This is a genomic window from Nonomuraea insulae, assembly GCF_042656245.1.
Genome location: NZ_JBHSPA010000011.1, coordinates 317,882 through 339,114 on the forward strand (window position 1 = coordinate 317,882; position 21,233 = coordinate 339,114).

Below are 21,233 nucleotides of genomic sequence, written 5' to 3' on the forward strand. Positions count from 1 at the left end.
CCCCTCCTCAGCGCCGGAACAGCTCCAGCAACTCCTCGGCCCGGTGGGTGCGGGCGATCCACACCTCGCGCCCCCGGCGCTCCCTCGTGATCAGCCGGCCGGCGCGCAGCCGGTCGCAGTGGTAGGTGAGACCGCTGGGCGCGATCTTCATGTCCGTCGCCAGCATGGACATGGTCATGGGCTGGTCGAGCGCGCAGAGCAGGTCCGCGCGGACCGGCCCGACCAGCGCCGACAGCTGGTCCACCGCCGGGGCGATGGGCTTGCGCCACAGGGAGTCCGCCCCTGGCACGGGATAGGCGATCCACACGGCGCCGGGATCGTCCAGGCCGAGGATGAGCGCGTCCCTGCCCGCCAGCATCGGAGCCAGGACGATCTTCCTGTCGCCCAGGTCGTGCGTGCCGGCGTCGGAGTCGCGGATGAGCAGGCCGCGCTCGTTGTACACGATGCGGCCGCTGAGCGCGCCGAGCAGCAGTTCGGGTCCGCCGCGCACGCTCGTCACGCCGACCCGCTCGACCTCCCTGTCCAGCAGCGGGCGGGCCCGCAGCCACAGGGGTTCGATGGTGTTCCAGACCTCGGTCAGGGCGCCGGCGTAGCCGCGCAGCCAGCGGGTGGGCCGCTCGGCCGCCGCCCGCCACTGCGGGGGCGGGGTGCCGGGGCCGAAGGTACGTTCCAGGTCCTTGATCAGCTCCTCGGGCGAGAGGTCGTGCAGGGCGTTGACCTGGGCCTGAACGGAGACGTCGCCGCTGATGGGCGTGTTGGGCACGAGGCTGTCCGGCGCGATCGTGCCGCCGGGCGCGCCCAGCGGGCGCACGGCCTCGTGGCCGAGCGGGCCGACCCGTGAGCCGATCGCCCGCCGCCAGAGCTCGGGCAGCCCGCGGTGACGGCCGGCGACGGCGTCGATGACCATGGCGAGAGCGGTGAGATTGGGCGAGATCGAGAAGGAGAGCTGTGGTGTGGAGCGCACGCGCAGCTCGCTCCACACGTTGGTCCTTGTTACTTGGGCCCCCACAGGTAGGACTGTAGACAGCGAAGACATCCCCGGATGAATGCTTCAACGAAGCTCGAAACATCCCTTAAGCGGATGATTCACGAGCCCTCTGTGGGGCGGACGCTCCCGCTATCCAGCCTGGTCCTGCCGCTGGCCGCCGTGCTGGCCAGGGAGTGACGGCGGCGGTTTTCTTGCACTGAGGTCTAAAGACCGTCACCCGGGAGTTGGGTTTTGTCTCCGCCGGGCTCGCCGATCGGGTGGCCGACGCCCTCGCGGAGATGGAAGGCTGCCCGCAACCGCCCCGGTCCTCCTGCGAACGGGTGGCCGGGGCGGAGTCGGGAATGCACCGAGAGGAGTGCTGCAGATGTCACACGACGCCAGCCGCGTCGCGGCGAAGCGGATCAACGACCACGTGGAGGTCATCCACGCGGACAACCCGGACGCGGTGCTGGAAGTTCCACGCCGTGACTGGGAGGCGTTCACCGCGGCCGTCAAGTCGGGCGCTTTCGACCTCGACACGCTCAACCGGCAGGCCGAGGAGAGCGCGGCCTGAGCTTCCGCAGCACAACGGCGCCCGCTCCCCGACCACGGGAGCGGGCGTTCTGCTGTTGGAGACAAGTTTCTTGAAAGTTTCATCGGTGATGCCGCTGGAATTCCGCTGGTCAGAGAACGGACTTGCGGTTGTTTCCTACCCTGCCAAGAAACCGTTTCCGAAAATTTCGGTATTACTTCGAAATATTCTTGACGAGTTTGCGGACGGCACATAAAGTCCCGGCTTGGACGAATCTCTCTCGAAAGTCGCAGCCATGACATCTGTCGAAGCACCGGGCCTCGCGCTCTGGCGGGACGCCGCCCGCACGGTCGGCGAGCGCGTGGAGAGCCTGCTGGCCGAGCTGACCCTGGAGGAGAAGGTCGCGCAGCTCGGCTCGGTCTGGATCCAGACCGGCGAGCCCGGCAACGCCGCGCCCCTGCAGGACCTCTTCGTGAACGGCGCAGGGGTGGAGGAGCGGCTGCGCCACGGGATCGGGCACCTCACCCGCGTCTACGGCACCGCCCCCGTGAGCCCCGCCGAGGGGGCGGACCGCCTGCGGTCGTTGCAGGAGCAGGTGATGGCCGCCAATCGGTTCGGGATCCCGGCCATCGCCCACGAGGAGTGCCTGACCGGGTTCGCCACGTACGGGGCGACCGCGTACCCGACGCCGCTGGCCTGGGCCGCCACCTTCGACCCCGGGCTCATCGAGCGACTGGCCGGGGCGATCGGCGCCGACCTGCGGGCCGCCGGGGTGCACCAGGGGTTGTCGCCGGTCCTCGACGTGGTGCGGGACTACCGGTGGGGGCGGGTCGAGGAGACCCTGGGCGAGGATCCGTACCTGGTGGGGCAGCTCGGGGCGGCGTACGTACGCGGCCTGGAGGGCGCCGGGATCATCGCCACCCTCAAGCACTTCGCCGGGTACGCCGCCTCGCGCGCCGCCCGCAACCACGCGCCCGTCAGCATCGGGCCGAGGGAGCTGGCCGATGTGATCCTGCCGCCGTTCGAGACGGCGCTGCGCGAGGGCGGGGCCCGGTCGGTGATGAACTCCTACACCGACCTCGACGGCGTGCCCGTCGCCGCGAGCTCCGATCTGCTGCGGCGGTTGTTGCGGGAGGAGTGGGGGTTCGACGGGACGGTGGTGGCCGACTACTGGGCGATCCCGTTCCTGGCCTCGATGCACGGGGTGGCCGAGGACGACGCGGCGGCGGGGGCGGTCGCGATGCGGGCGGGCATCGACGTGGAGCTGCCCGAGACCGTCGGCTACGGCGAGCACCTGGTGGCGCACGTCCGCGCGGGGCGGGTGGACGAGGCGCTGGTGGAGCAGTCGGCGCGGCGGGTGTTGCGGCAGAAGATCGAGCTCGGGCTCCTGGACGGCGACCAGGGCGGCCCGCCCGGCGACGCCCGGGGGACGGCCCGCTCGCTCGTCCCCGAAGGGGCCGATGAGCTGGACCTGGACAGCCCGCGTAACCGCGCTCTGGCCGCCACCGTCGCGGAGCGTTCCATCGTCCTCCTGAGCAACTCAGGCGGCCTGCTGCCCCTCGGCCCCGCCACCACCTCCCGGATCGCGGTCGTCGGGCCGTGCGCCGACGACCCCCGTACCCTGCTGGGCTGCTACGCCTTCCCCAACCACGTGCTCGACCGCTACCCCGAGCACGGCATGGGCCTGCCGATCCCGTCCGTCAGGGAACGGCTGGCGGCCGAGTTCCCGGGGGCGGAGCTGCGCTACGCGCTCGGGGCCGACGTGACCGGTCAGGACGCGTCGGGGATCGCCGGGGCGGCGGAGCTGGCCGCCGGGTCGGACCTGGCGCTGGTGTTCGTCGGGGACCGGGCGGGGCTGTTCGGCGGCGGCACCTCGGGCGAGGGCTGCGACGCGGCGGACCTGCGGCTGCCCGGCCTCCAGCCGGACCTGGTCGAGGCGGTCCTGGCCACCGGCACGCCGGTCGTGCTCGTGGTGGTGGCCGGCAGGCCGTACGCGCTGGGGGCGTACAAGGAGCGGGTGGCCGCCGCGATCCAGGCGTTCTTCCCCGGCGTGGAGGGCGGCGCGGCGCTGGCCGGCGTGCTGAGCGGCCGGGTCAACCCGTCGGGGCGGCTGCCGGTGCAGATCCCCGCCTCGCCCGCCATCAACCCCTCCACCTACCTGCAGGCGCCGCTGGGCAGAAGGGCCGAGGGCATCACGGTGCTGGACCCGACGCCGGCGTTCGCGTTCGGGCACGGGTTGTCCTACAGCTCCGTCGAGTACGTCGCCATGACCACCGACCGCGCCGACTGCCCGACGGACGGCTCGATCGAGGTCCGGGTGACGGTGGGCAACACCGGTGACCGGCCGGCCGAGGAGGTCGTGCAGCTCTACGCCTCCGACCCGGTCGCGCAGGTCGCCAGGCCGGTCCTTCAGCTCGTCGGGTTCGCGCGGGTGGCGCTGGAGCCGGGGGAGAGGCGCGTGGTGGTGTTCGACGTGCCGGCGGACGCGTTCTCCTACACCGGTGTCGAGCTGCGGCGCATCGTCGAGCCCGGCACGATCACGCTCGCCGCGGGACCGTCGGCGGAGGAGTCGCCGCTGCGCGCGGTCGTCCGGCTCACCGGTGACACGCTCATGCTGGGCGCCGCGCGGCGGCTCACCACCCGGACCCGGCTCCTGAAGGGTTGAGCCTCACGGGAGGCGCAGCTCGGCGAAGACGCCGCGGTGGTCGGTCCCGGGCACGTCCAGGATCTCCACCCGGTTCACCGCCACCCGCCGGTCGGCCACCACGTGATCGATGGAGATGATCGGCGGGATGACGGACCGGTTGTTCGGCCAGGTCGGGATCAGGCCCTTGCCCACCTGGTCGGCCGCGTCCACGTAGCCCCGGTCCAGCAGGTTGCGGAAGGACCGGTGGTCGAGGCTGGCGTTGAAGTCGCCGGCCAGCACCCTGACCGCCGACGGGGACGGTGACGGGAGGTTCCGCAGGTTCGTGTTCCACTCCTGCTCCATGCGCCCCAGCGGCGGATTGGGGTGTATCGCCACGTACTCGACCTTTCCGCCCCCGGGCAGGGTGAAGGTCGCGGCCGGCATGTTGGGCCCGAGCGGCGTGAAGAGGCCCGGCAGCTCCGTCACGGGATACTTGGCGTAGATGCCGCTCCCGTGCACGTCGGCCTCGGCCTGCGACACCCGGTGCGGCAGGAGCTGCGTCAACCCCGCCGCGTCCAGCCGCGCGGCCTCGTCGTAGGTCAGCTCCAGGGCGCTGAACACCTCAATGTCGTACTTCCGCACCAGGTCGACCACGGTCTTGGCGTCCGCCTGGCCGAACAGGTTGATCGACAGCACCCGCAGCGGCGCGCCCTTGGCCGCGGGCTGCTCCGCCCCGACCGTGCGCGGCACCACGACCGCGACCATCGCCACGCACACCAGCGCGGCGGCCGGCGCGGCCCAGCGGTTGCGCCGCAGCAGCGACAGGAGCGCGGTCAGCGCCGCCAGTCCCGCACCGATCGGCGTCACGGTCATGAGCTGTGTCGGGAAGGAGCCCTGCTCCCATCCGCCGATCCTGATGACGGCCCACAGGGCCAGCAGCGCCACGACCGTCCAGGCCGGCCAGCGCCTGCGTCGTTTCCTCGGCTTCGGCGCGTCACCCGCCGCGGCGCGCTCGATCTCGGTCGTGGCGTTCACTCCGCCGTCCTGTCCCCGAACTGATTCACAACTTGAACCTTAAACGGCTTTGGAACGAGACGGCCTTTACCGTTTTACGCGCCCACGAACCCCCTCAATCCAGCGCGAATCGACCCCCCTGGCATCAGGCGGTGACGTACTCGGCGATGACCACCGTGGCGTCGTCCTTCGGCTCCACGGCGGCCATCTCGTCGTACAGCCGGTCCAGGCAGGCCCCCGGCGACGCCCCACCCGCGAACAGCTCCTTCATGCGCGCCGCCCCCAGCGCCCTGACCGCCGCCTCGGTGACGATCGCCACGCGGTCCCCCGGCCGCAGCGCCACGACCCCGACCTCCGGTTCGAGCGCCCCCGAGCGCCCGAGCCCGTCCGCGCCGGGGCCGGAGGTGAGCAGCCGCGGCTCCTCGCCCTTCGGGCAGTGCCAGATCGCCCCGTCACCCACGTGCGCGAAACGCAGCCGCGGGATCTCGGTCCGGTCCAGGACGACCAGGTCCAGGGTGCTGGCCAGCTCGCGGGCGGCCGGATCGCGCAGGGCCGCCGCCCGTACCGCACGATGCGCCGCCTGCGCGCACTCGCCCAGATCCTCCTCCAGCGTCCCCCCGTGTTGCGGCCGCTCCGCGACGACCGCGCCCAGCGCCAGCGCGGCGGCCGTGTGGGCCAGATCCGCGCCGTCCCCGCGCGCTGTCGCGATCATCCTCTCCTGTACGACGTACGCGTCGGACGGCTTGCCCCGCGCCCCTTCGTACGTGCCCCCCACCGCCACCAGCCGCGGCCGCGCCACCGGCATCCCCGCCGGCCAGTTCCCCTTCCGCCCCCGGACCGTCATCACGGACAGACAGCCCACCAGGAACGTGATCACGAACACTGTCATCGAAGTCCCCTCCCACCGCGATCCCCGCGGCACATCGCGTCCCAGTAGACGCCCTTCTCAAGAGACGCGATTGACGGCCGATCGGCCGTCGTAGCGGTATGACGGCCGATCAGCCGTCATGCCACAGGGGGAGGAGCAGGACAGGGTTCGGAGAGGCGGTGCACACCGTCACGAAGCCGTCCCGAGGGAGGAGTGCCATGGGATCCATGACGCCGTCCACCGGAACTTCCAGAATCGCTGGAGAAACCCATTTCCCACGCTTCTTCACTACCGTGCCCTGCGTTATCGTGAGTCGGGTCTTGTGTCCATATCGCCCGCGGACGGTTTATGGTTCACTCCGGCTCCACGAGGTTCGGTCCGGCCACGTACAACTCCGCCACTCGGCAGTTGGACCAGGCCGTCGCGCGGACTGGAGCCGGCGCGCGCAGCGCGGTGGGTTCTGTGGCGGTTGTCGCGGCGTTGTTCGGCGCGGTCGCGCCCGTGTCCATGCGATGGCTGGCGCCCATGCTGCTGGTCCACGTGGTGTGGACGGCGCTGTTCGTGCGTGTGTTCTTACGCAAGCAGCCGCTCGCGAACTGGCTGGTGGCCGGTGATGTGGCCATCACGATCGCCTTATGCCTGGCCCAGGTCAACCTCGTGGCCACGGAGGTGCTCGTCACGGGGTCGAGCTGGGTGGCGGGACTCGTCACGATGACCGTCGTCATGGCCGGGGTCACCTGGCGGCCGATAACAGCGGTGCCCGTCGGGCTCGCCGTCGCGGGGGCGTTCGCGGTGGGCGTGGGCCTGGCCTCACCCTCCCAGAGCGTGCTCAGCACTCTGGGCGTCCACCTCGTCCAGCTCCTCGCGATCGTGCTGCTCATGACGCTGCTGCGCCGCTCGGCCGCCTCGGCCGACACCTTCCTGCGGGAGAGCGCGCGCGCCGAGATCTCACTCATGGTGGAACGGCTGCGCCGCGAGGACGAACTGCGCCAGGTCGGCAGCATCCACGAGACCTCCCTGCACACACTGACCATGGTCGGGTTCGGCACCTACGACGAGCCGTCGCGCACCCTGCGCGCCCAGGTGGCCACCGACCTGTCCGCGCTGGACAAACTGCGCGACCATCCCCACACCGCCTCCGTCCCCATCGCCCTCGACGCGCTGCTGGACGAGGTCGCGGAGCGGGCCACCGGCCTGGACGTACGCCGCCGCCTGACCCCCGAGACCGTGCCGGGCGACGTCGCAGAGCGCTTCGCCCGCGCGGTCACCGAGGCCCTGGCGAACATCGCGCTGCACGCCGGCGTCCACGAGGCCGAGCTCAGCTCCGGCAGGCGCGACGGGGAGATCCTGGTCGAGATCGCCGACGCGGGCCAGGGCTTCGACCAGCACCGCTTACCGCCCGACCGGTTCGGCGTCCGCGGCTCCATCCTCGACACGATGCGCTCCCTGCCGAACGGCGGCGCCCAGATCTCCTCCGGCGACCGCGGCACGCGGATCAGCCTGTGGTGGCGGCCATGACAGAAGAGATCGAGCAGATCGCGCTGCGCTACGCCCGCTACACCGCGCTCGGCGCCGTCGTCATCGCCGGCGTCTGGCACCTCGGCTACGACCTCACCGTCACCCTCACCGGCTGGAGCTCCTTCCGCTGGCCGCTGGTGGCGCTCACCGCCTGGATCGTCTACTCCGCGATCTTCGTGATCGGCGCCCTGACACTGTCGCGCACCTCCCGCGGGCCCGACCGGATCCTGTGGCTCGCCCTCGCCACGCTGGCCGTGGACATCGCGGTGATCGTCGCCTCCCGTCCCGGCGAACTGCTCGGCATCAGCGACTGGGGATTCGGCTCGATCGGGTGGATCGGCGTCATGCTGACCTGGAACCGCCCGCGCTGGCGGACCGAGATCGTGGCCTTCCTGACCGCCAACGCCGGGATCATGCTGGCGGCGATGGCGATCTCCGGATCCTTCGACCGCATCTCCATCGCCAAATACCTGGTCGTCATCGCCGGCGGCGTCACCATGCAACTCGGGTACATGGCCGGCTGCCACCTGCTGCGCTCCCGCGCGGAGGAGACCGTGCTACTGGCCCGCAGGCTCGCCGCCGACGAGGCCTGGAGCGAGTCCGCCCACCGCATCCACGTCGACCGGCTGCGCCGCTACGAGGCCATCCGCGACGTGGCCGAGTCGCTGCTCACGCAGCTCGCCGACGGGGCCGACCCCGGCGACCCGCGCGTGCGCGAGGACTGCACCGCCGGGGCCATGCGGCTGCGCCGGCTCATCACCGAGCGCGAGGACGTGCCCGACGAGCTGGTCTCCGTGCTGCGCGAACGCATCGACGCGGCCGAACGGCGCCAGGTCCTCGTCACGGCGCCGCCGTTCGGCGAGCACCTGCCCACCCTGCCGAAGGGCGTCCGCGAGGACCTCCTCAGAGCCCCAGTCAGGGCGCTGGACGGGGCCAGGTCGCGGGCCAGGGTCACCGTGTCCGCCATGTCCACGATGGTCAGCGTCGCCGTCGTGGCCGACAACGAGGACCTGCCCATCAGCCCGAGCCCCGTACGCGAGGCCAGCGGGGTCGTCGTCAACTACCAGCGGGAGGGAGGTGAGGTGTGGGTCAACAGCATCTGGGAGGGCCCGTGACGGTCGCCCTGGTGGAGGATCACCAGGTGGTGGTGGACGGCGTACGGTCGTGGTTCGGCCCGCCGGGCCCCGTCGCGCTCGTCGCGCAGGGCCCCACCATCGAGTCCGTCCGCGGCACGGCCGCCGACGTGCTGCTGCTCGACCTCAACCTCAACGGCACCATGGTCATCGACCGGGTCGCCGAGCTGTGCGCCGATGGTCAGCGGGTGATCGTCTTCTCGGAGCACGAGGAGCCGGAGACCGTACGCACGGTGCTGGACGCGGGCGCCTCCGCCTTCATCGGCAAGGGCCGGGCGACCAGGGAGTCCTGCCTGGAGACCATCCTGGAAGTGGCCGCCGACCGGCCGAGCGTCACGCCGCCCATGGCGCAGGCGATCGCGACCGACGAGGGCCCCCACCGGCCGCAACTCTCCGACAAGGAGCGGGCGGCGCTGCTGTACTGGTTCCAGTCCATGTCCAAGGCGTCGGTGGCGGCGCGTATGGGGATCAAGGAGCGGACGGTGCGGCAGTACATCGACCGGGCGCGGGTCAAATATGCGGCGGCCGGACGGCCCGCGCCCACAAAAGAGAAACTGCTCATCTGCGCCATCCAGGACGGACTGGTACGCCCCGACGAGGTGACCGTCTACACGTCCCTGGCCGCCCAAAGCCCTCCCGAGAAGGGATGAAAGCTCCTGGACCTCGGCACTCCCGGCAGGAGGGGGCCGGCAGAGCCGGGGTCCAGGTCAATCCAGAAGGTCGGCGGGATCGAAGCTCAGGGGGAACGGCTTCGTCAGCTCGGCGACGGCCCCGGCCTTGTAGGCGGTCGGCGGGTCGTAGCTGTCGCCGTTGAGTTCGTAGACGTAGAGGGTCGGCCCTTCGTCGAGTTCGAGTCGCCAGTAGATGGGAACGCCTGCCTCCGCATACGCCAAGGGCTTGAGACCCTTGTCTTGCTTACGGGTGCTCGGGCTGACGACCTCTCCGGCGAGCAGCATGTCGCGAGGCGAGAACATAAGCCCTCTGGTCAACGCCGCACTTCTCGGCACGACGACGAGGTCGGGAATGTAGTAGTCCTTGTCCGACACGCGGAAGTTGACATACGTCAAGGTCAGCAGATTGCGCGGTGCCGCGCGCTGGAGGATGCCAAGAGCATTTGTTATGGCTACCTGGTGGAGGATGGCAGGGGCAGAGCTCACCAGTAGGCTCCCGTTGCAGAGCTCGTAGCGGTTCCCGTCGTCAGGGAACTCGAGAAGATCGTCGATCGTGTATGGCGGCTTACCGGGAAGCACCGTACGCTCGGTCGGCTCGATCGCTGCCAATGTGGTCACCCACTCAGTATCGGGAGTCTCGCCCTTGCCCACATGCTACTTCCCCTAATTCTGTCACTTTAAGTTTCCGAGCAATTACCCATCGAACAGGAGAAAAAGGGCGGGTTGAAAGTTTCAATTCTGTGACTCATGCCAGGAAAGCCCTTTCCGCTGTTCACCCCCTCCACCGACCCCTCGGGCACCGGTTGACCAGAGCCCATCACTTGGCCATGTCAACGCCGTCAGATACCGTCCCCCACCAGGGAGCGCTCCCCACCCCCGGAACCCCGACCGGAACACGGAGACCGCACTATGCCCCACGCAGCAAAACGTGCCCTGATCTTGATGATCTCCCTGGCGATGATCTTCGTCGTCCCGCTGACCGGCACCGCCTCGGCGCACGGCTCGACCACCGACCCGGTTTCCCGCAACTACGGCTGCTGGCTGCGCTGGGGCAGCGACTTCCAGAACCCCACGATGCAGCAGCAGGACCCCATGTGCTGGCAGGCGTGGGCGGACAACACCAACGCCATGTGGAACTGGAACGGGCTCTACCGCGACAACGTCGCCGGCAACCACCAGGCCGCCGTCCCCAATGGGCAACTGTGCAGCGCCGGCCAGACGCAGGACGGCCGCTACCGCTCCATGGACACGCCGGGCGCCTGGAAGACGACGGCCATGGCGAGCACGTTCAACATCCGGCTGACCGACCAGGCCTACCACGGCGCCGACTACATCAGGGTGTACATCACCCGCCAGGGCTTCGACGCCACCACCACGCGCCTGGGATGGAACCACCTGGAGCTGATCAGGGAGACGCCCAAGTACGCGCCGGCCGGCACGTACATGATCAACGGCCTGAGCAAGGGGTCCCGCACCGGCCGTCACGTGATCTACACGATCTGGAAAGCCTCGCACATGGACCAGACGTACTACTTCTGCAGCGACGTCACCTTCTGATCCCTACGGAGGACGTGGAGGCGCGTACTTCCAGCTCGATCGGGTGTACGCGCTCCGTCCCCGCCGGCGCGGCCCCCGAGAGCAGCTCGAAGAGCAGTTCGGCGCAGCTCGCCCCGGCCTCGCGCGGGCGCAGGTCGATGGCGGTGATCGGCGGGTCGGCCAGGCGGGTGGCGGCGCTGTCGACGCACGACGCGAGCAGCACGCCCGCCCCCGACTCCCGCAGCAGCGGCGCCACCTCGGTCGCCGCCCCTGCGGGCGCGCACACGAGCGCATCCATGGGGGTGCTGAGCAGAGCACGGGCGGCGGCGCGGATCTCGTCGCCCGTCGCGTCGAACGACACCCGCCGCACCAGCGGCTCGACCCCCTGCGCGGCGCACCAGTCGAGGTAGCCCCGGTGCACGCTGCCGGCCCAGTCGCTCTCGTCGCCGGCCACGATGAGCCCGGGACGCGCGGAACCGGCCGAGCGCAGGTGGCCGAGGAGCCGGGCGAGCATCTGGGCGTGCTCCGACCAGACCACCCCGTCGGCCTGCCGCGACCCGGGGAAGCGCTCGCACGAGACCGTCGGCAGGCCCGTCGCCATCAGGCCCGCCACCACCGGGTCGCCCCCGAGCGGGTCGCCGAGCACCAGCCCGTCCACGCGCGGCGGCCGTGAGCGGCGCTGGCCCGAGGTGATCAGCGTGACGTCGTAGTCGTGCCGCGCCGCCTGCTCGACCACGCCGAACACGAACGACATGTAGTAGGCGGACCTGGTCAGCACCTCGGGCACGTGCAGCCCGATGGTGCCGGTGCTGGCCTTGCGCAGGTGCCTGGCCGAGCCGTTGGGCACGTAACCGAGCCGCTCCGCCACCTTCGCGACCGTCTCGCGCGTGCGCTCGGACACCCGCCCGGAGCCGCGCAGCGCGTCGGAGGCCGTCGTCTTGGACACCCCCGCCTCTCTGGCGACGGTGAGGATCGTGACCGGCTCGTCTGCTCGCACGCCCCGATGGTAGCGGCCCAATTCCATGATCCTTCACGCTCGGGTGACGTAAACGATGTGTTTCGCCTCGGCCTCAGGTCTTGTGCCTCACGGCCACGCGCAATAAGTTATCGCGAAACTTGCCGGAACGTTCCGGCATCAGAAAGGGGCGGAACGTTGCACCTGTCCACCGGGATGCTTCCCCATCCACTCGACCCGCTCGCCGCGCAGGAGATCGACGAGGTCAGACGGGTCCTGATGGCGGAAGGGCTGCTGACCGAGACGGTCCGGGTGGCCTACCTCGGCCTGGAGGAGCCGCCGAAGGGCGAGGTGCTGGCACACACGGCAAAGACGCCGGCGGCCCGCCGCGCCCGCGCCTTCCTGCTGGACCTGGCCACCGAGGCCGCGCAGGACGTGATCGTGTCGATCAGTGACGGCCGGGTGGAGAAGAGCACCCCGATCGACCCGGTCACCGACGGCCAGGTGCCGATGCTGGATGAGGAGCACGCCCTGGTCAGGCGCGTGCTGCGGGAGGACGCGGGCTGGGCGAAGGCCCTGGCCAGGCGCGGGATCGAGGACCCCGCGGGCGTCTACCTGGCGGCGCTCAGCGCGGGCCACTTCGATCTGCCGAAGGAGGAGGGCCGCCGGGTGGCCAGGGTGCTGGCGCACGTGATGCCCACTCCCGACAGCCTCCCGTGGGCGCACCCCGTGGACGGCCTGGTCGCGTACGTGGACCTGGTCAAGGGCGAGATCCTGGAGATCGTGGACACCGGCCCCCAGCCGATCCCGCAGGAGAGCGGCGACTACGGCCACGGCCCCCACCGCACCACGCAGAAGCCCATCCACATCACCCAGCCCGAGGGCCCCAGCTTCACGATCGACGGCCCGTTGATCACCTGGGAGAAGTGGAGCCTGCGCCTCGGCTACGACATGCGCGAGGGCCTGACGCTGCACCAGATCGGGTTCGAGGACGGCGGCAGGACGAGGCCGATCGTGTACCGGGCGTCGGTGGCCGAGATGGTGGTCCCGTACGGCGACCCGAGCCCGATCCGCTTCTGGCAGAACTACTTCGACACCGGCGAGTACCAGCTCGGCAAGCTCGCCAACTCCCTCGAACTCGGCTGTGACTGCCTCGGCGAGATCACCTACTTCGACGCCGTCGTCACGGACGGCGCCGGGATGCCCAAGGTGATCAACAACGCGATCTGCATGCACGAAGAGGACTACGGCGTGCTGTGGAAGCACACCGACCCGGCCAACGGCTCCAGGGAGACCCGCAGGCAGCGGCGCCTGGTGATCTCGTTCTTCGTGACGGTGGGCAACTACGACTACGGCTTCTACTGGTACCTCTACCTCGACGGCACGATCGAGCTGGAGGTCAAGGCCACCGGCATCGTCTTCACCGGCGCCTACGACGAGCGGGCCGCCCCGTACGCGTCGGAGGTGGCGCCCGGGCTGGCGGCGCCCTACCACCAGCACCTGTTCGGCGCGCGGCTGGACATGACGGTGGACGGCGTGGCGAACGCGGTGGACGAGGTGGAGGCGACGCGGGCCGGCGGCCCGTACGGCAGCGCGATCGGCCGCGGCGTCACCCGCCTGCGCACCGAGCGGGAGGCCAGGCGCGACGCCGACGTGAAGGCCGAGCGCACCTGGCACGTCGTCAACCCCGAGGTGCGCAACCGCCTCGGCCGCCCGGTCGGCTACGCGCTGCACGCGGAGGGCAAGCCGACGCTGCTGGCCGCGCCGGAGTCCAGCATCGGCCGCAGGGCCGAGTTCGCCACCAGACATCTGTGGGTCACCCGCTACCACCCCGCAGAGCGCTATCCCGCCGGGGACCTGGTCAACCAGCATCCCGGCGGCGCGGGCCTGCCCGCCTACACCAGGGCCGACCGCGACATCGACGGGCAGGACATCGTGCTGTGGCACACGTTCGGCCTGACGCATTTCCCCCGCACCGAGGACTGGCCGATCATGCCGGTCGACACCTGCGGGTTCGTACTCAAGCCGGTCGGGTTCTTCGACCGCAACCCCACGCTCGACGTACCGCCGAGCGCCGCCGAACGTTCCTGCCACTAGAGGAGAAGAGGCTCATGCGTCCCATACGCCTGGCCTGCGGTGTCGCGGCCGCCCTGCTGGCGTCCGCCTGCGCCGCAACCGGAACGGCCACGTCCCCGACGGCCGCCCAGGAGAGCGCCGCCCCCGGCTATCTCGCCGTCGCCGATCAGGCCCTCCCCACGGGAGGCGCGCTCAACCTGCAAGTGCACATCGACAGCGGCGCCGCCACCGGGTACGACCCGCAACTCGCCGACGTCGCCACCACCTGGCAACTGCTCTCCTTGTCCTACGAGACGCTGGTCACGGTGGGCCCCGATTTCAGCGTCCAGCCGCTGCTGGCCGAGAAGTGGGACACCCCTGATCCGAAGACGTACGTCTTCCACCTGCGCAAGGGCGTGAAGTTCGCCAACGGCAGGGAGATGACGGCCGACGACGTGGTGGGCAGCCTCAAGCGCCTGCTGGCCTCGAAGGGTGTGTGGCGGGGCCAGCTCGGCCCGGTCAAGTCGGTCACCAAGGATGGCGACGACCAGGTCAAGGTCACGCTGAGCGAGCCGTACACGCCGTTCCTGACGGCGCTGGCCAACGTGCCCGCCGCGATCCTGCCGATGAAGGAGATCGACGACAAGTCCGTCGATCCGGCCACCACGCTGCTCGGCACCGGCCCGTACGTGGTCCAGGACCACCGCCAGGACGTCTCGTGGACGTTCAAGCGCAACGACAAGTACTGGAACCAGGGCAAGCCCAACGCCGACACGGTGAACATCACGATCGCCCCCGAGGAGGCCGCGCGCATCGCCGCCCTGCAGAACGGCGGCGCGGCCCTGGCCACGCTGGGCAACGTGGACTCCAGCACGATGCTGGCCGGAGCGAAGGACGTCCAGGTCGTCACCCAGGCCACCACGGACTTCTACTACCTGATGCTCAACAGCCTCAAGCCGGGCTCGAAGCTCGCCGACCCGAAGGTGCGCCAGGCGATCGCCATCGCGCTGGACGACCAGCAGATCGCCGACGTGGCGCTGGGCGGCAAGGGCAAGCCCACCGCGATCACCCCGGCGGGCCTGCCGGGCGCCTGCGACCCGGCCGCGCTGCCGTCGGCGGGTAAGAGCCTGGACGACGCCAAGGCGCTGCTGGCCGAGGCGGGCGCGCAGAACCTGTCGTTCACGCTCTCGATCTTCTCCACCGAGCCGGCCCCGGCCGTCGCGCAGGTGGTCCAGCAGAACCTCCAGCAGGCCGGCATCACCGTCAAGATCGAGCAGATGGACGAGGCGAGCTGGTCCGGCAAGGTGTACGGCAAGGCGCCCGCCGACTTCGACGCCGCCCTGTCCTGGTTCGCCGGGTATGCCGACCCCGGCATGGTCACCAAGTGGTGGAACCCGGAGACGGCCGGCTTCAACGTCGGCTTCATGAAACCGGACAAGGACCTCAACACGCTCATCGACGCGGCGGGGAAGGAACCCGCGGGTGCGGCCCGTGACAAGGCGCTGACCGACGTGTGCGCCAAGGCCGACGCCGACGCGCAGATGATCCCGCTGGTCACCCGCCCCGCCACGGTCGCCTTCAGGACCGACGCGCTCAGCCCCAGCCTGTACGCGGCCGAGGGCTACGGCAACGTGCTGCGCCTGGTCGCCGACGCCCGCGTGAAGAAGACCCAGTAACCATGCGCTTGCTGATGTGGTGGTCCGGCCGGGCTCTCAGCTCGGCCGCCACGCTCCTGGGCGTCTCGGTGCTGATCTTCGCCGCCGTGCGCCTGATGCCGGGCGGCTTCGCGGAGACCGTGCTCGGGCCGTTCGCGACCGCCGGCCAGAAGGCGGATCTGGCCGCCCGCTACGGGCTCGACCAGCCGGTCTTCATGCAGTATGGGCACTGGCTGACGGCCGTCACCGGCGGCGACTTCGGCGTCTCGATGATCAGCCGCCAGCCGGTGGGCGCGGAGCTGGTGGCCCGCCTGCCGGTGACGGCCGAGCTGACCGTGCTGGCGGTGGCCGCGAGCGTGCTGCTCGGGGTGCCGCTGGGCGTCCTGACCGCCGTACGCGCCCGTCCCGGCGGCGGCGGTGCCGCTGGGCGGCTGCTCAGCGGGCTCGGCGTCAGCGTGCCGGAGTTCGTGCTGGGCAGCCTGGTGGTGTTCGTCTTCTCCCGGTACGCGCTCGGCCTGGAGGTCGGCTCCTGGGTGCCGCTCACCCGGGACCCGGCGGGGAACCTGACCACGATGATCCTGCCCGCGGCCGTCCTGTCGGTCTTCTCCATCTCGGTCACCGCCAGGACGACCCGCGACGCGGTCATGGGCGTGCTGGTCGAGCCGTACGTCACGGCCGCCGTCGGGCGCGGCGAGTCGCCGTGGTTCATCGTCAGGCACCACATCCTGCGCAACGCCGCCACCCCCGTGGTGACGCTGCTCGGCGCCACCACCGCGTACCTGCTGGGCGGCGCCCTCATCGTGGAGCACGTGTTCAACCTGCCCGGCGTCGGCTCCTACATCGTGCAGGCCGTCGGTCGCCGCGACTACGCCGTCGTGCAGGCCGGGGTGCTGCTGGCCGCCGGGGTGTTCATCGTGATGAACGTGCTCATCGACCTGCTCGTCGGGGCGCTCGATCCCCGGATGGGCGTGATGGCGGGGAGGCGCTCGTGAGGAAGCTGGACCGGCTGTCCATCGGCGGGCTGGCGTGCCTGCTGATCCTGGTGCTGTTCGCGCTGGGCTCGCTCTTCGGCATCGGCGGCGACCCGGACGCCATCGTCGGCCCGCGCCTGCAACCGCCGGGGCCCGGCTGGTGGCTGGGCACCGACAACCTGGGCCGCTCGGTGCTGCCCCGGGTCATGGAGGGCGTGGGCACGACGCTGCTGCTGTCGTCCATCGCCGTGCTGGTCACGGCGGCGCTGAGCGCGACGTTCGGCATCGTGGCCGGATACCGTGGCGGCTACCTGAACGAACTGGTGATGCGCCTGGTGGAAGTGCTCTACTCCTTCCCCGCCATCGTGCTGGCCATCCTGGTCGCCGCCGTGCTCGGCCCCGGGCAGTTCGCGGCGCTCGCGAGCATCGTGCTGGTGACGATCCCGCTGATGACCCGGCTTGTGAGGGCCGCCGCCGTGGCCGTCGCGCAGCGCGACTACGTCACCTCCGCCGTCATCAGCGGGGCCAGGCTGCCGCGCGTGCTCGGCCGCCACGTGCTGCCGAACGTGGCCGGCACGATCGCGGTGCAGGGCACCTACGCGCTGTCGGTCGGCATCGCGGTCGAGGGCGGGCTGAGCTTCCTGGGCTTCGGCGTGCAGCCGCCCCAGGCGTCGCTCGGAGTGCTCATCCAGCAGGGCGGCACGTACATGATCGCCGCGCCCTGGCTGATCCTCGGCCCCGGGGTCGTGCTCGTGGTGGCGATCCTGGCGATCAACGTGGTGGGCGACGGGCTGCGCGACCGGCTCGAACCCCGGGAGACGAGGTCTTTGACGTGAGCCTGCTTTCCGTACGGAACTTGGTGATCGACTACGCCAGGACCCGGGCGCTCGACGGCGCCGACCTGGAGGTGACGCAGGGGGAGACGGTCGGGCTGGTGGGGGAGAGCGGGTCGGGCAAGTCCACGCTCGGCTCCGCCGCCGGCCGGTTGTTGCCGCAGTCGGCCCGGCGCGGCGAGGGAGAGGTGCTGGTGGCGGGGGAGCCGGTGTTCGAGCTGCCCGCCACCCGGCTGCGCCACCTGCGGCGGCGGCACCTCGGGTTCGTCTTCCAGGACCCGATCGCCTCGCTCGACCCGACCATGCGCGTCGGCGCCCAGCTCGGGCTCGTGCTCGGGCGCGGCGGTGACGTGAGCTTCCACCTGGGGCGGGTCAGGCTGGACGATCCGCGGGTGGTGCGCTCGTACCCGCACCAGCTCTCCGGCGGCATGGCGCAGCGGGTGGCCATCGCGATGGCCATGGCCACCGCGCCCGACCTGCTGATCGCCGACGAGCCGACCGCCGCCCTGGACAGCCAGGTACGCGAGGAGGTGTCGAACATGGTCTTCTCCCTGGCCGCCGAGGCGGGGACGAGCATCCTGTGGCTCAGCCACGACCTGCCCGCCGTGGCCCGCCGCTGCGACCGGGTGGCCGTCATGTACGGCGGCCGCGTCGTCGAGAGCGGCCCCGCCCGCCAGGTGCTGGGCAACCCCGCCCACCCCTACACGGCGGCGCTGGCCGGCTCGGCCCCCGCCGCCGCGGCCCACGGCGTCCGCCTGGAGCCCGTCCCCGGCCGCCCGCCCGTCCTCACGGGCCCGGCCGAGGGCTGCGCCTTCGCGCCGCGCTGCCCGTTCGCGGAGGAGCGCTGCGAGCACGAACGCCCGGCCCCGGTCAGGATCCGCGAGCAGGACGTCCTGTGCCACAGAGCCGCCGACCTGGAGGGCACGCTCGCGCAGCGGCGGAGCGCGCCGGAGGTGAGCGCGTGATCCTCGAACTGGACGACGTCACCGTCACCTTCACCGCGGGAGCGCCGCTGCGGCGCGTCCACCTCGACGCCATGAAGCACGTCTCGCTGGAGGTGGCCGAGGGCGAGACGCTCGGCCTGGTCGGCGAGTCCGGCTCGGGCAAGACCACCACGAGCCGCGTCGCCCTCGGCCTGCAACGCCCCACGACCGGCACGGTCAGGTTCGACGGCCGCCCGTTCCCCAAGCGCCGCCGCGAGCTGGCGGGCCGCATGCAGGCCGTGCTCCAGCACCCCCACTGGTCGCTCAACCCGCGTATGCGCGTGGGCCAGAGCGTGGCGGAGCCGCTGGACGTGCTCGGCCGCCCAATGGACGGCAGGGCGGACGGCAGGGCGGGCGGGGCGGTGGGCGAGATGCTGGAGCAGGTCGGCCTGGAGGCCGGCTTCGCCGACCGGTACCCGCACGAGTTGTCCGGCGGCCAGCGCCAGCGCGTGTCCATCGCCCGCGCCCTGGTCACCAGGCCGGCGTTCATCGTGTTCGACGAGGCCGTCAGCGCCCTGGACGTCTCCGTACAGGTGCAGATCCTCAACCTGATCAAGGACCTGCAGGCCGAGTACGGCTTCAGCGCCCTGTTCATCTCCCACGACCTCGGCGCGGTCCGCTACGTCGCCGACCGGATCGCGGTCATGCGCAAGGGCGAGATCGTCGAGACCGCCGACACGGCGACCTTCTACACCCACCCTTCTCACGAGTACTCGAAGCAACTGCTGGAGGCCCTATGACCACCGAGCCACGGCTCGCGACGCCGTCCGCGTTCGCGCCCGGCGTACCGAGCAACGCGGGCCTGTCGCCGACCCCGCAGCCCAGCCCCGGGCGCGGCTCGGTCACCTTCGACCTGCCCGGCGTGCACGTCGGCACGGCCGAGTACGGCGAGGGCCCCACCGGCTGCACCGTGATCCACCTCCCGCAGGGCGCCCGCACCGCGGTGGACGCCCGCGGCGGCGCGGTCGGCATGAGCGGCGGCTACGACTACAACCACGCGATCTGCCTGGCGGGCGGCTCGGTGTACGGCCTGGCGGCGGCGGCCGGCGTCAGCGACGAACTGCTGTCCCGCCGCAACAACCTCACCAAGTGGGATGAGCTGCAACTGGTGTCCGGGGCGGTGATCTACGACTTCTCCTGCCGCGACAGCGCCGTCTACCCCGACGCCGAGCTGGGCAGGGCCGCCCTGCGCAACGCCGTCGAGGGCGAGATCCCGGTGGGCCGGTGCGGCGCGGGGCGCACGGCGAGCGCGGGCAAGGTGGACTTCGGCCGGGCCGAGTTCGCCGGGCAGGGGGCGGCGTTCGGCACGTTCGGCGAGGCCAAGGTGCTGGTGGCGACCGTGGTCAACTCCGTGGGCGCGGTGATCGACCGGCAGGGCCGGGTCGTGCGCGGCAACTACCACGCCGATCTGGGCGAGCGCCGTCATCCGAGCGCCGACTACGCCGAGCTGATCGAGGCTCCGGCCGTCATGGGCAACACCACGCTGACCGTCATGGTCACCAACGTGAAGCTGACCGACGTGGAGCTGCTCCAGATCGGCCGCCAGGTGCACAGCTCCATGCACCGCGGCATCCAGCCGTTCCACACGCTGACCGACGGCGACACGATGTTCGCCATGACGACCGACGAGGTCGAGCTGACCGGGGTCAAGCCGACGGGCCTGGGCACGCTGGCCTCCGAGGTCGCCTGGGACGCCATCCTGAGCGCGGTGGAGTAAGGGCATGCACACCTTTCCCCGCTACGCCGCCAAGGACCCGGCCCAGGCGACCGCGCTGGTCAGGGAGAACCCGTTCGCGCTGGTCGTGAACGCGTCCGGCGGCGCGCCCGTGGCCACGCACGTCCCCGTCATCCTGGAGGGCCAGAGCGTCGAGGGCGGCGCGCTGCTCGGCCACATGGCCCGCGCCAACCCGCACTGGCGCTCGTTCGAGTCCTCCCCGGAGGTGCTCGTGGTCTTCTCCGGGCCGCACGGCTACGTCTCGCCCACCGTGTACGCCACCGACCCGGCCGTGCCGACCTGGGACTACGCGACCGTCCACGTGACCGGCCGGGTGGAGCTGCTCGACGATCCCCTCGACGTGCTGGAGCGCACGGTCGCGGCCCTGGAGTCGCTGCGGAACCCCGCCTGGGAGCCGACCCCCGCCTCCCGGGACAGGTTCCGCGCGTTGTTGCCCGGGGTAGTGGCATTTCGCGTGCATATACGCACAGAGCAGAGCATGTTCAAGCTGAGCCAGGACATCGACGCCGAGCGGTACGCCCGCGTGCATGCCGATTTCGCCGCCGAGAACCCGCGGCTCGCCGACTTGATGGACAGGTCATGACATTTCCCACCTTCACGTCCACTCAGACCGACCCCCGAGCACGCGGCAAAGAGTTCGGCACCCACCTGCGCGAGCGGGTCGCCGCCAACCTCTCCGGCTACAACGACCTGTTCGAGGTCGCCGGCGCCACACCCGCCCAGGTCCGCGCGTGGGGTGAGACCGCGCTCGAGCGCAGCGCCGACTGGGCGCCGCACCTGGCCGACGAGATCGCCGGGATCGCGGCGGGCGCCGGCCTCGAGCCCTGGCAGGTCGCCGTGGTCAACGCCCGCACGGAGATCCTGGCCGCCATCGACGCGGTGGGCCACGGCGAGTGCTCGACCTCCGTGGTGCTGCCGCAGGCCGGCCCCCCGCGTACGGTGCAGACCTGGGACTGGCACGACCACCTGCGCGACGCGCCCCTGCTGTGGGAGCTGGAGCCGCGTCCAGGGCACGTCGTGCGCACGTTCACCGAGGCAGGGACGCTGGCCAAGATCGGGGTCAACTCGGCCGGTCTGGGCGTGCACTTCAACATCCTGCGCCACGACGCCGACACGACCGAGGTGGGCGTCCCCGTGCACCTGATCGCCCGCCGCATCCTGGCCATCACCCACCTCGACTG

20 protein-coding genes are annotated in these 21,233 nt (G+C 71.1%); 15 read left to right on the forward strand and 5 right to left on the reverse strand.

Annotated features, from left to right (window positions below; all coding sequences use genetic code 11):
- Positions 1 to 7: 7 nt before the first annotated feature.
- Entirely contained in the window at positions 8 to 1,009 is a 1,002-nt protein-coding gene (locus tag ACFPZ3_RS08865) for an ArsR/SmtB family transcription factor (protein WP_379513488.1), read from the reverse strand.
- Positions 1,010 to 1,352: 343 nt separating this feature from the next.
- On the opposite strand from ACFPZ3_RS08865, the gene ACFPZ3_RS08870 reads away from it, so the two are divergent.
- Both ACFPZ3_RS08870 and ACFPZ3_RS08875 read left to right on the forward strand, forming a co-directional pair.
- On the forward strand, positions 1,353 to 1,541 hold the full coding sequence (locus ACFPZ3_RS08870) for a hypothetical protein (protein ID WP_379513489.1): 189 nt from the start codon (positions 1,353 to 1,355) through the stop codon (positions 1,539 to 1,541).
- Between the two features lie 253 nt (positions 1,542 to 1,794).
- Positions 1,795 to 4,164 carry a glycoside hydrolase family 3 N-terminal domain-containing protein gene (locus tag ACFPZ3_RS08875; RefSeq protein WP_379513490.1) on the forward strand — a complete coding sequence of 790 codons (2,370 nt, stop codon included), beginning with the start codon at positions 1,795 to 1,797 and terminating at the stop codon, positions 4,162 to 4,164.
- Positions 4,165 to 4,167: 3 nt separating this feature from the next.
- Here the strand turns inward: ACFPZ3_RS08875 and ACFPZ3_RS08880 are convergent, their stop codons facing one another.
- Together ACFPZ3_RS08880 and ACFPZ3_RS08885 are read right to left on the reverse strand one after the other, a co-directional pair.
- Entirely contained in the window at positions 4,168 to 5,160 is a 993-nt protein-coding gene (locus tag ACFPZ3_RS08880) for an endonuclease/exonuclease/phosphatase family protein (RefSeq protein ID WP_379513491.1), read from the reverse strand.
- 124 nt (positions 5,161 to 5,284) lie between these two features.
- Positions 5,285 to 6,028 carry a SpoIIE family protein phosphatase gene (locus ACFPZ3_RS08885; protein WP_379513492.1) on the reverse strand — a complete coding sequence of 248 codons (744 nt, stop codon included), beginning with the start codon at positions 6,026 to 6,028 and terminating at the stop codon, positions 5,285 to 5,287.
- 441 nt (positions 6,029 to 6,469) lie between these two features.
- Here ACFPZ3_RS08885 and ACFPZ3_RS08890 point away from each other — a divergent pair, with 441 nt between their 5' ends.
- From ACFPZ3_RS08890 to ACFPZ3_RS08900, 3 genes are read left to right on the forward strand one after another with little or no spacing between them, the layout of a single operon-like run.
- Positions 6,470 to 7,525, forward strand: coding sequence for a sensor histidine kinase (locus tag ACFPZ3_RS08890; RefSeq protein ID WP_379513493.1), 1,056 nt, complete (start codon positions 6,470 to 6,472; stop codon positions 7,523 to 7,525).
- Entirely contained in the window at positions 7,522 to 8,640 is a 1,119-nt protein-coding gene (locus ACFPZ3_RS08895) for a hypothetical protein (protein ID WP_379513494.1), read from the forward strand. Before ACFPZ3_RS08890 ends, ACFPZ3_RS08895 begins: the two co-directional genes overlap by 4 nt.
- Positions 8,637 to 9,308, forward strand: coding sequence for a response regulator (locus tag ACFPZ3_RS08900; RefSeq protein ID WP_379513495.1), 672 nt, complete (start codon positions 8,637 to 8,639; stop codon positions 9,306 to 9,308). Before ACFPZ3_RS08895 ends, ACFPZ3_RS08900 begins: the two co-directional genes overlap by 4 nt.
- 57 nt (positions 9,309 to 9,365) lie before the next feature.
- Here ACFPZ3_RS08900 and ACFPZ3_RS08905 read toward each other — a convergent pair whose 3' ends face one another.
- Positions 9,366 to 9,947 (reverse strand): Uma2 family endonuclease, encoded by a 582-nt coding sequence (locus ACFPZ3_RS08905; protein ID WP_379513496.1) that lies wholly within the window; start codon positions 9,945 to 9,947, stop codon positions 9,366 to 9,368.
- Positions 9,948 to 10,271: 324 nt separating this feature from the next.
- Between ACFPZ3_RS08905 and ACFPZ3_RS08910 the strand changes: the two genes are divergently transcribed.
- A complete protein-coding gene (locus ACFPZ3_RS08910) occupies positions 10,272 to 10,886 on the forward strand; it encodes a lytic polysaccharide monooxygenase auxiliary activity family 9 protein (protein WP_379513497.1) in 615 nt (204 codons plus the stop codon).
- Here the strand turns inward: ACFPZ3_RS08910 and ACFPZ3_RS08915 are convergent.
- Entirely contained in the window at positions 10,876 to 11,862 is a 987-nt protein-coding gene (locus ACFPZ3_RS08915) for a LacI family DNA-binding transcriptional regulator (protein ID WP_379513498.1), read from the reverse strand. The two genes, ACFPZ3_RS08910 and ACFPZ3_RS08915, sit on opposite strands and share 11 nt — an antisense overlap.
- A 156-nt stretch (positions 11,863 to 12,018) precedes the next feature.
- On the opposite strand from ACFPZ3_RS08915, the gene ACFPZ3_RS08920 reads away from it, so the two are divergent.
- The 9 genes from ACFPZ3_RS08920 to ACFPZ3_RS08960 all read left to right on the forward strand — a co-directional run.
- Entirely contained in the window at positions 12,019 to 13,917 is a 1,899-nt protein-coding gene (locus ACFPZ3_RS08920; RefSeq protein ID WP_379513499.1) for a primary-amine oxidase, read from the forward strand.
- 14 nt (positions 13,918 to 13,931) lie between these two features.
- Complete coding sequence (locus ACFPZ3_RS08925) at positions 13,932 to 15,551, forward strand: ABC transporter substrate-binding protein (protein WP_379513500.1); 1,620 nt, start codon at positions 13,932 to 13,934, stop codon at positions 15,549 to 15,551.
- Positions 15,552 to 15,553: 2 nt separating this feature from the next.
- Positions 15,554 to 16,522, forward strand: coding sequence for an ABC transporter permease (locus tag ACFPZ3_RS08930; protein WP_379513501.1), 969 nt, complete (start codon positions 15,554 to 15,556; stop codon positions 16,520 to 16,522).
- Positions 16,519 to 17,337, forward strand: a complete 819-nt coding sequence (locus tag ACFPZ3_RS08935) for an ABC transporter permease (protein ID WP_379513502.1) — start codon at positions 16,519 to 16,521, stop codon at positions 17,335 to 17,337. The genes ACFPZ3_RS08930 and ACFPZ3_RS08935 overlap by 4 nt, the downstream gene beginning before the upstream one ends.
- A complete protein-coding gene (locus ACFPZ3_RS08940) occupies positions 17,334 to 18,299 on the forward strand; it encodes an ABC transporter ATP-binding protein (RefSeq protein WP_379513503.1) in 966 nt (321 codons plus the stop codon). Before ACFPZ3_RS08935 ends, ACFPZ3_RS08940 begins: the two co-directional genes overlap by 4 nt.
- On the forward strand, positions 18,296 to 19,057 hold the full coding sequence (locus tag ACFPZ3_RS08945) for an ABC transporter ATP-binding protein (RefSeq protein ID WP_379513504.1): 762 nt from the start codon (positions 18,296 to 18,298) through the stop codon (positions 19,055 to 19,057). The genes ACFPZ3_RS08940 and ACFPZ3_RS08945 overlap by 4 nt, the downstream gene beginning before the upstream one ends.
- The gene (locus ACFPZ3_RS08950) at positions 19,054 to 20,034 is read left to right on the forward strand and encodes a P1 family peptidase (protein ID WP_379513505.1); all 981 of its coding nucleotides are present in this window, start codon (positions 19,054 to 19,056) and stop codon (positions 20,032 to 20,034) included. The genes ACFPZ3_RS08945 and ACFPZ3_RS08950 overlap by 4 nt, the downstream gene beginning before the upstream one ends.
- A 4-nt stretch (positions 20,035 to 20,038) precedes the next feature.
- Entirely contained in the window at positions 20,039 to 20,635 is a 597-nt protein-coding gene (locus tag ACFPZ3_RS08955; protein WP_379513506.1) for an FMN-binding negative transcriptional regulator, read from the forward strand.
- Positions 20,632 to 21,233, forward strand: a 602-nt coding sequence (locus ACFPZ3_RS08960) for a C45 family autoproteolytic acyltransferase/hydolase (RefSeq protein ID WP_379513507.1), incomplete at its 3' end; no start/stop codon positions are given. The genes ACFPZ3_RS08955 and ACFPZ3_RS08960, both read left to right, overlap by 4 nt.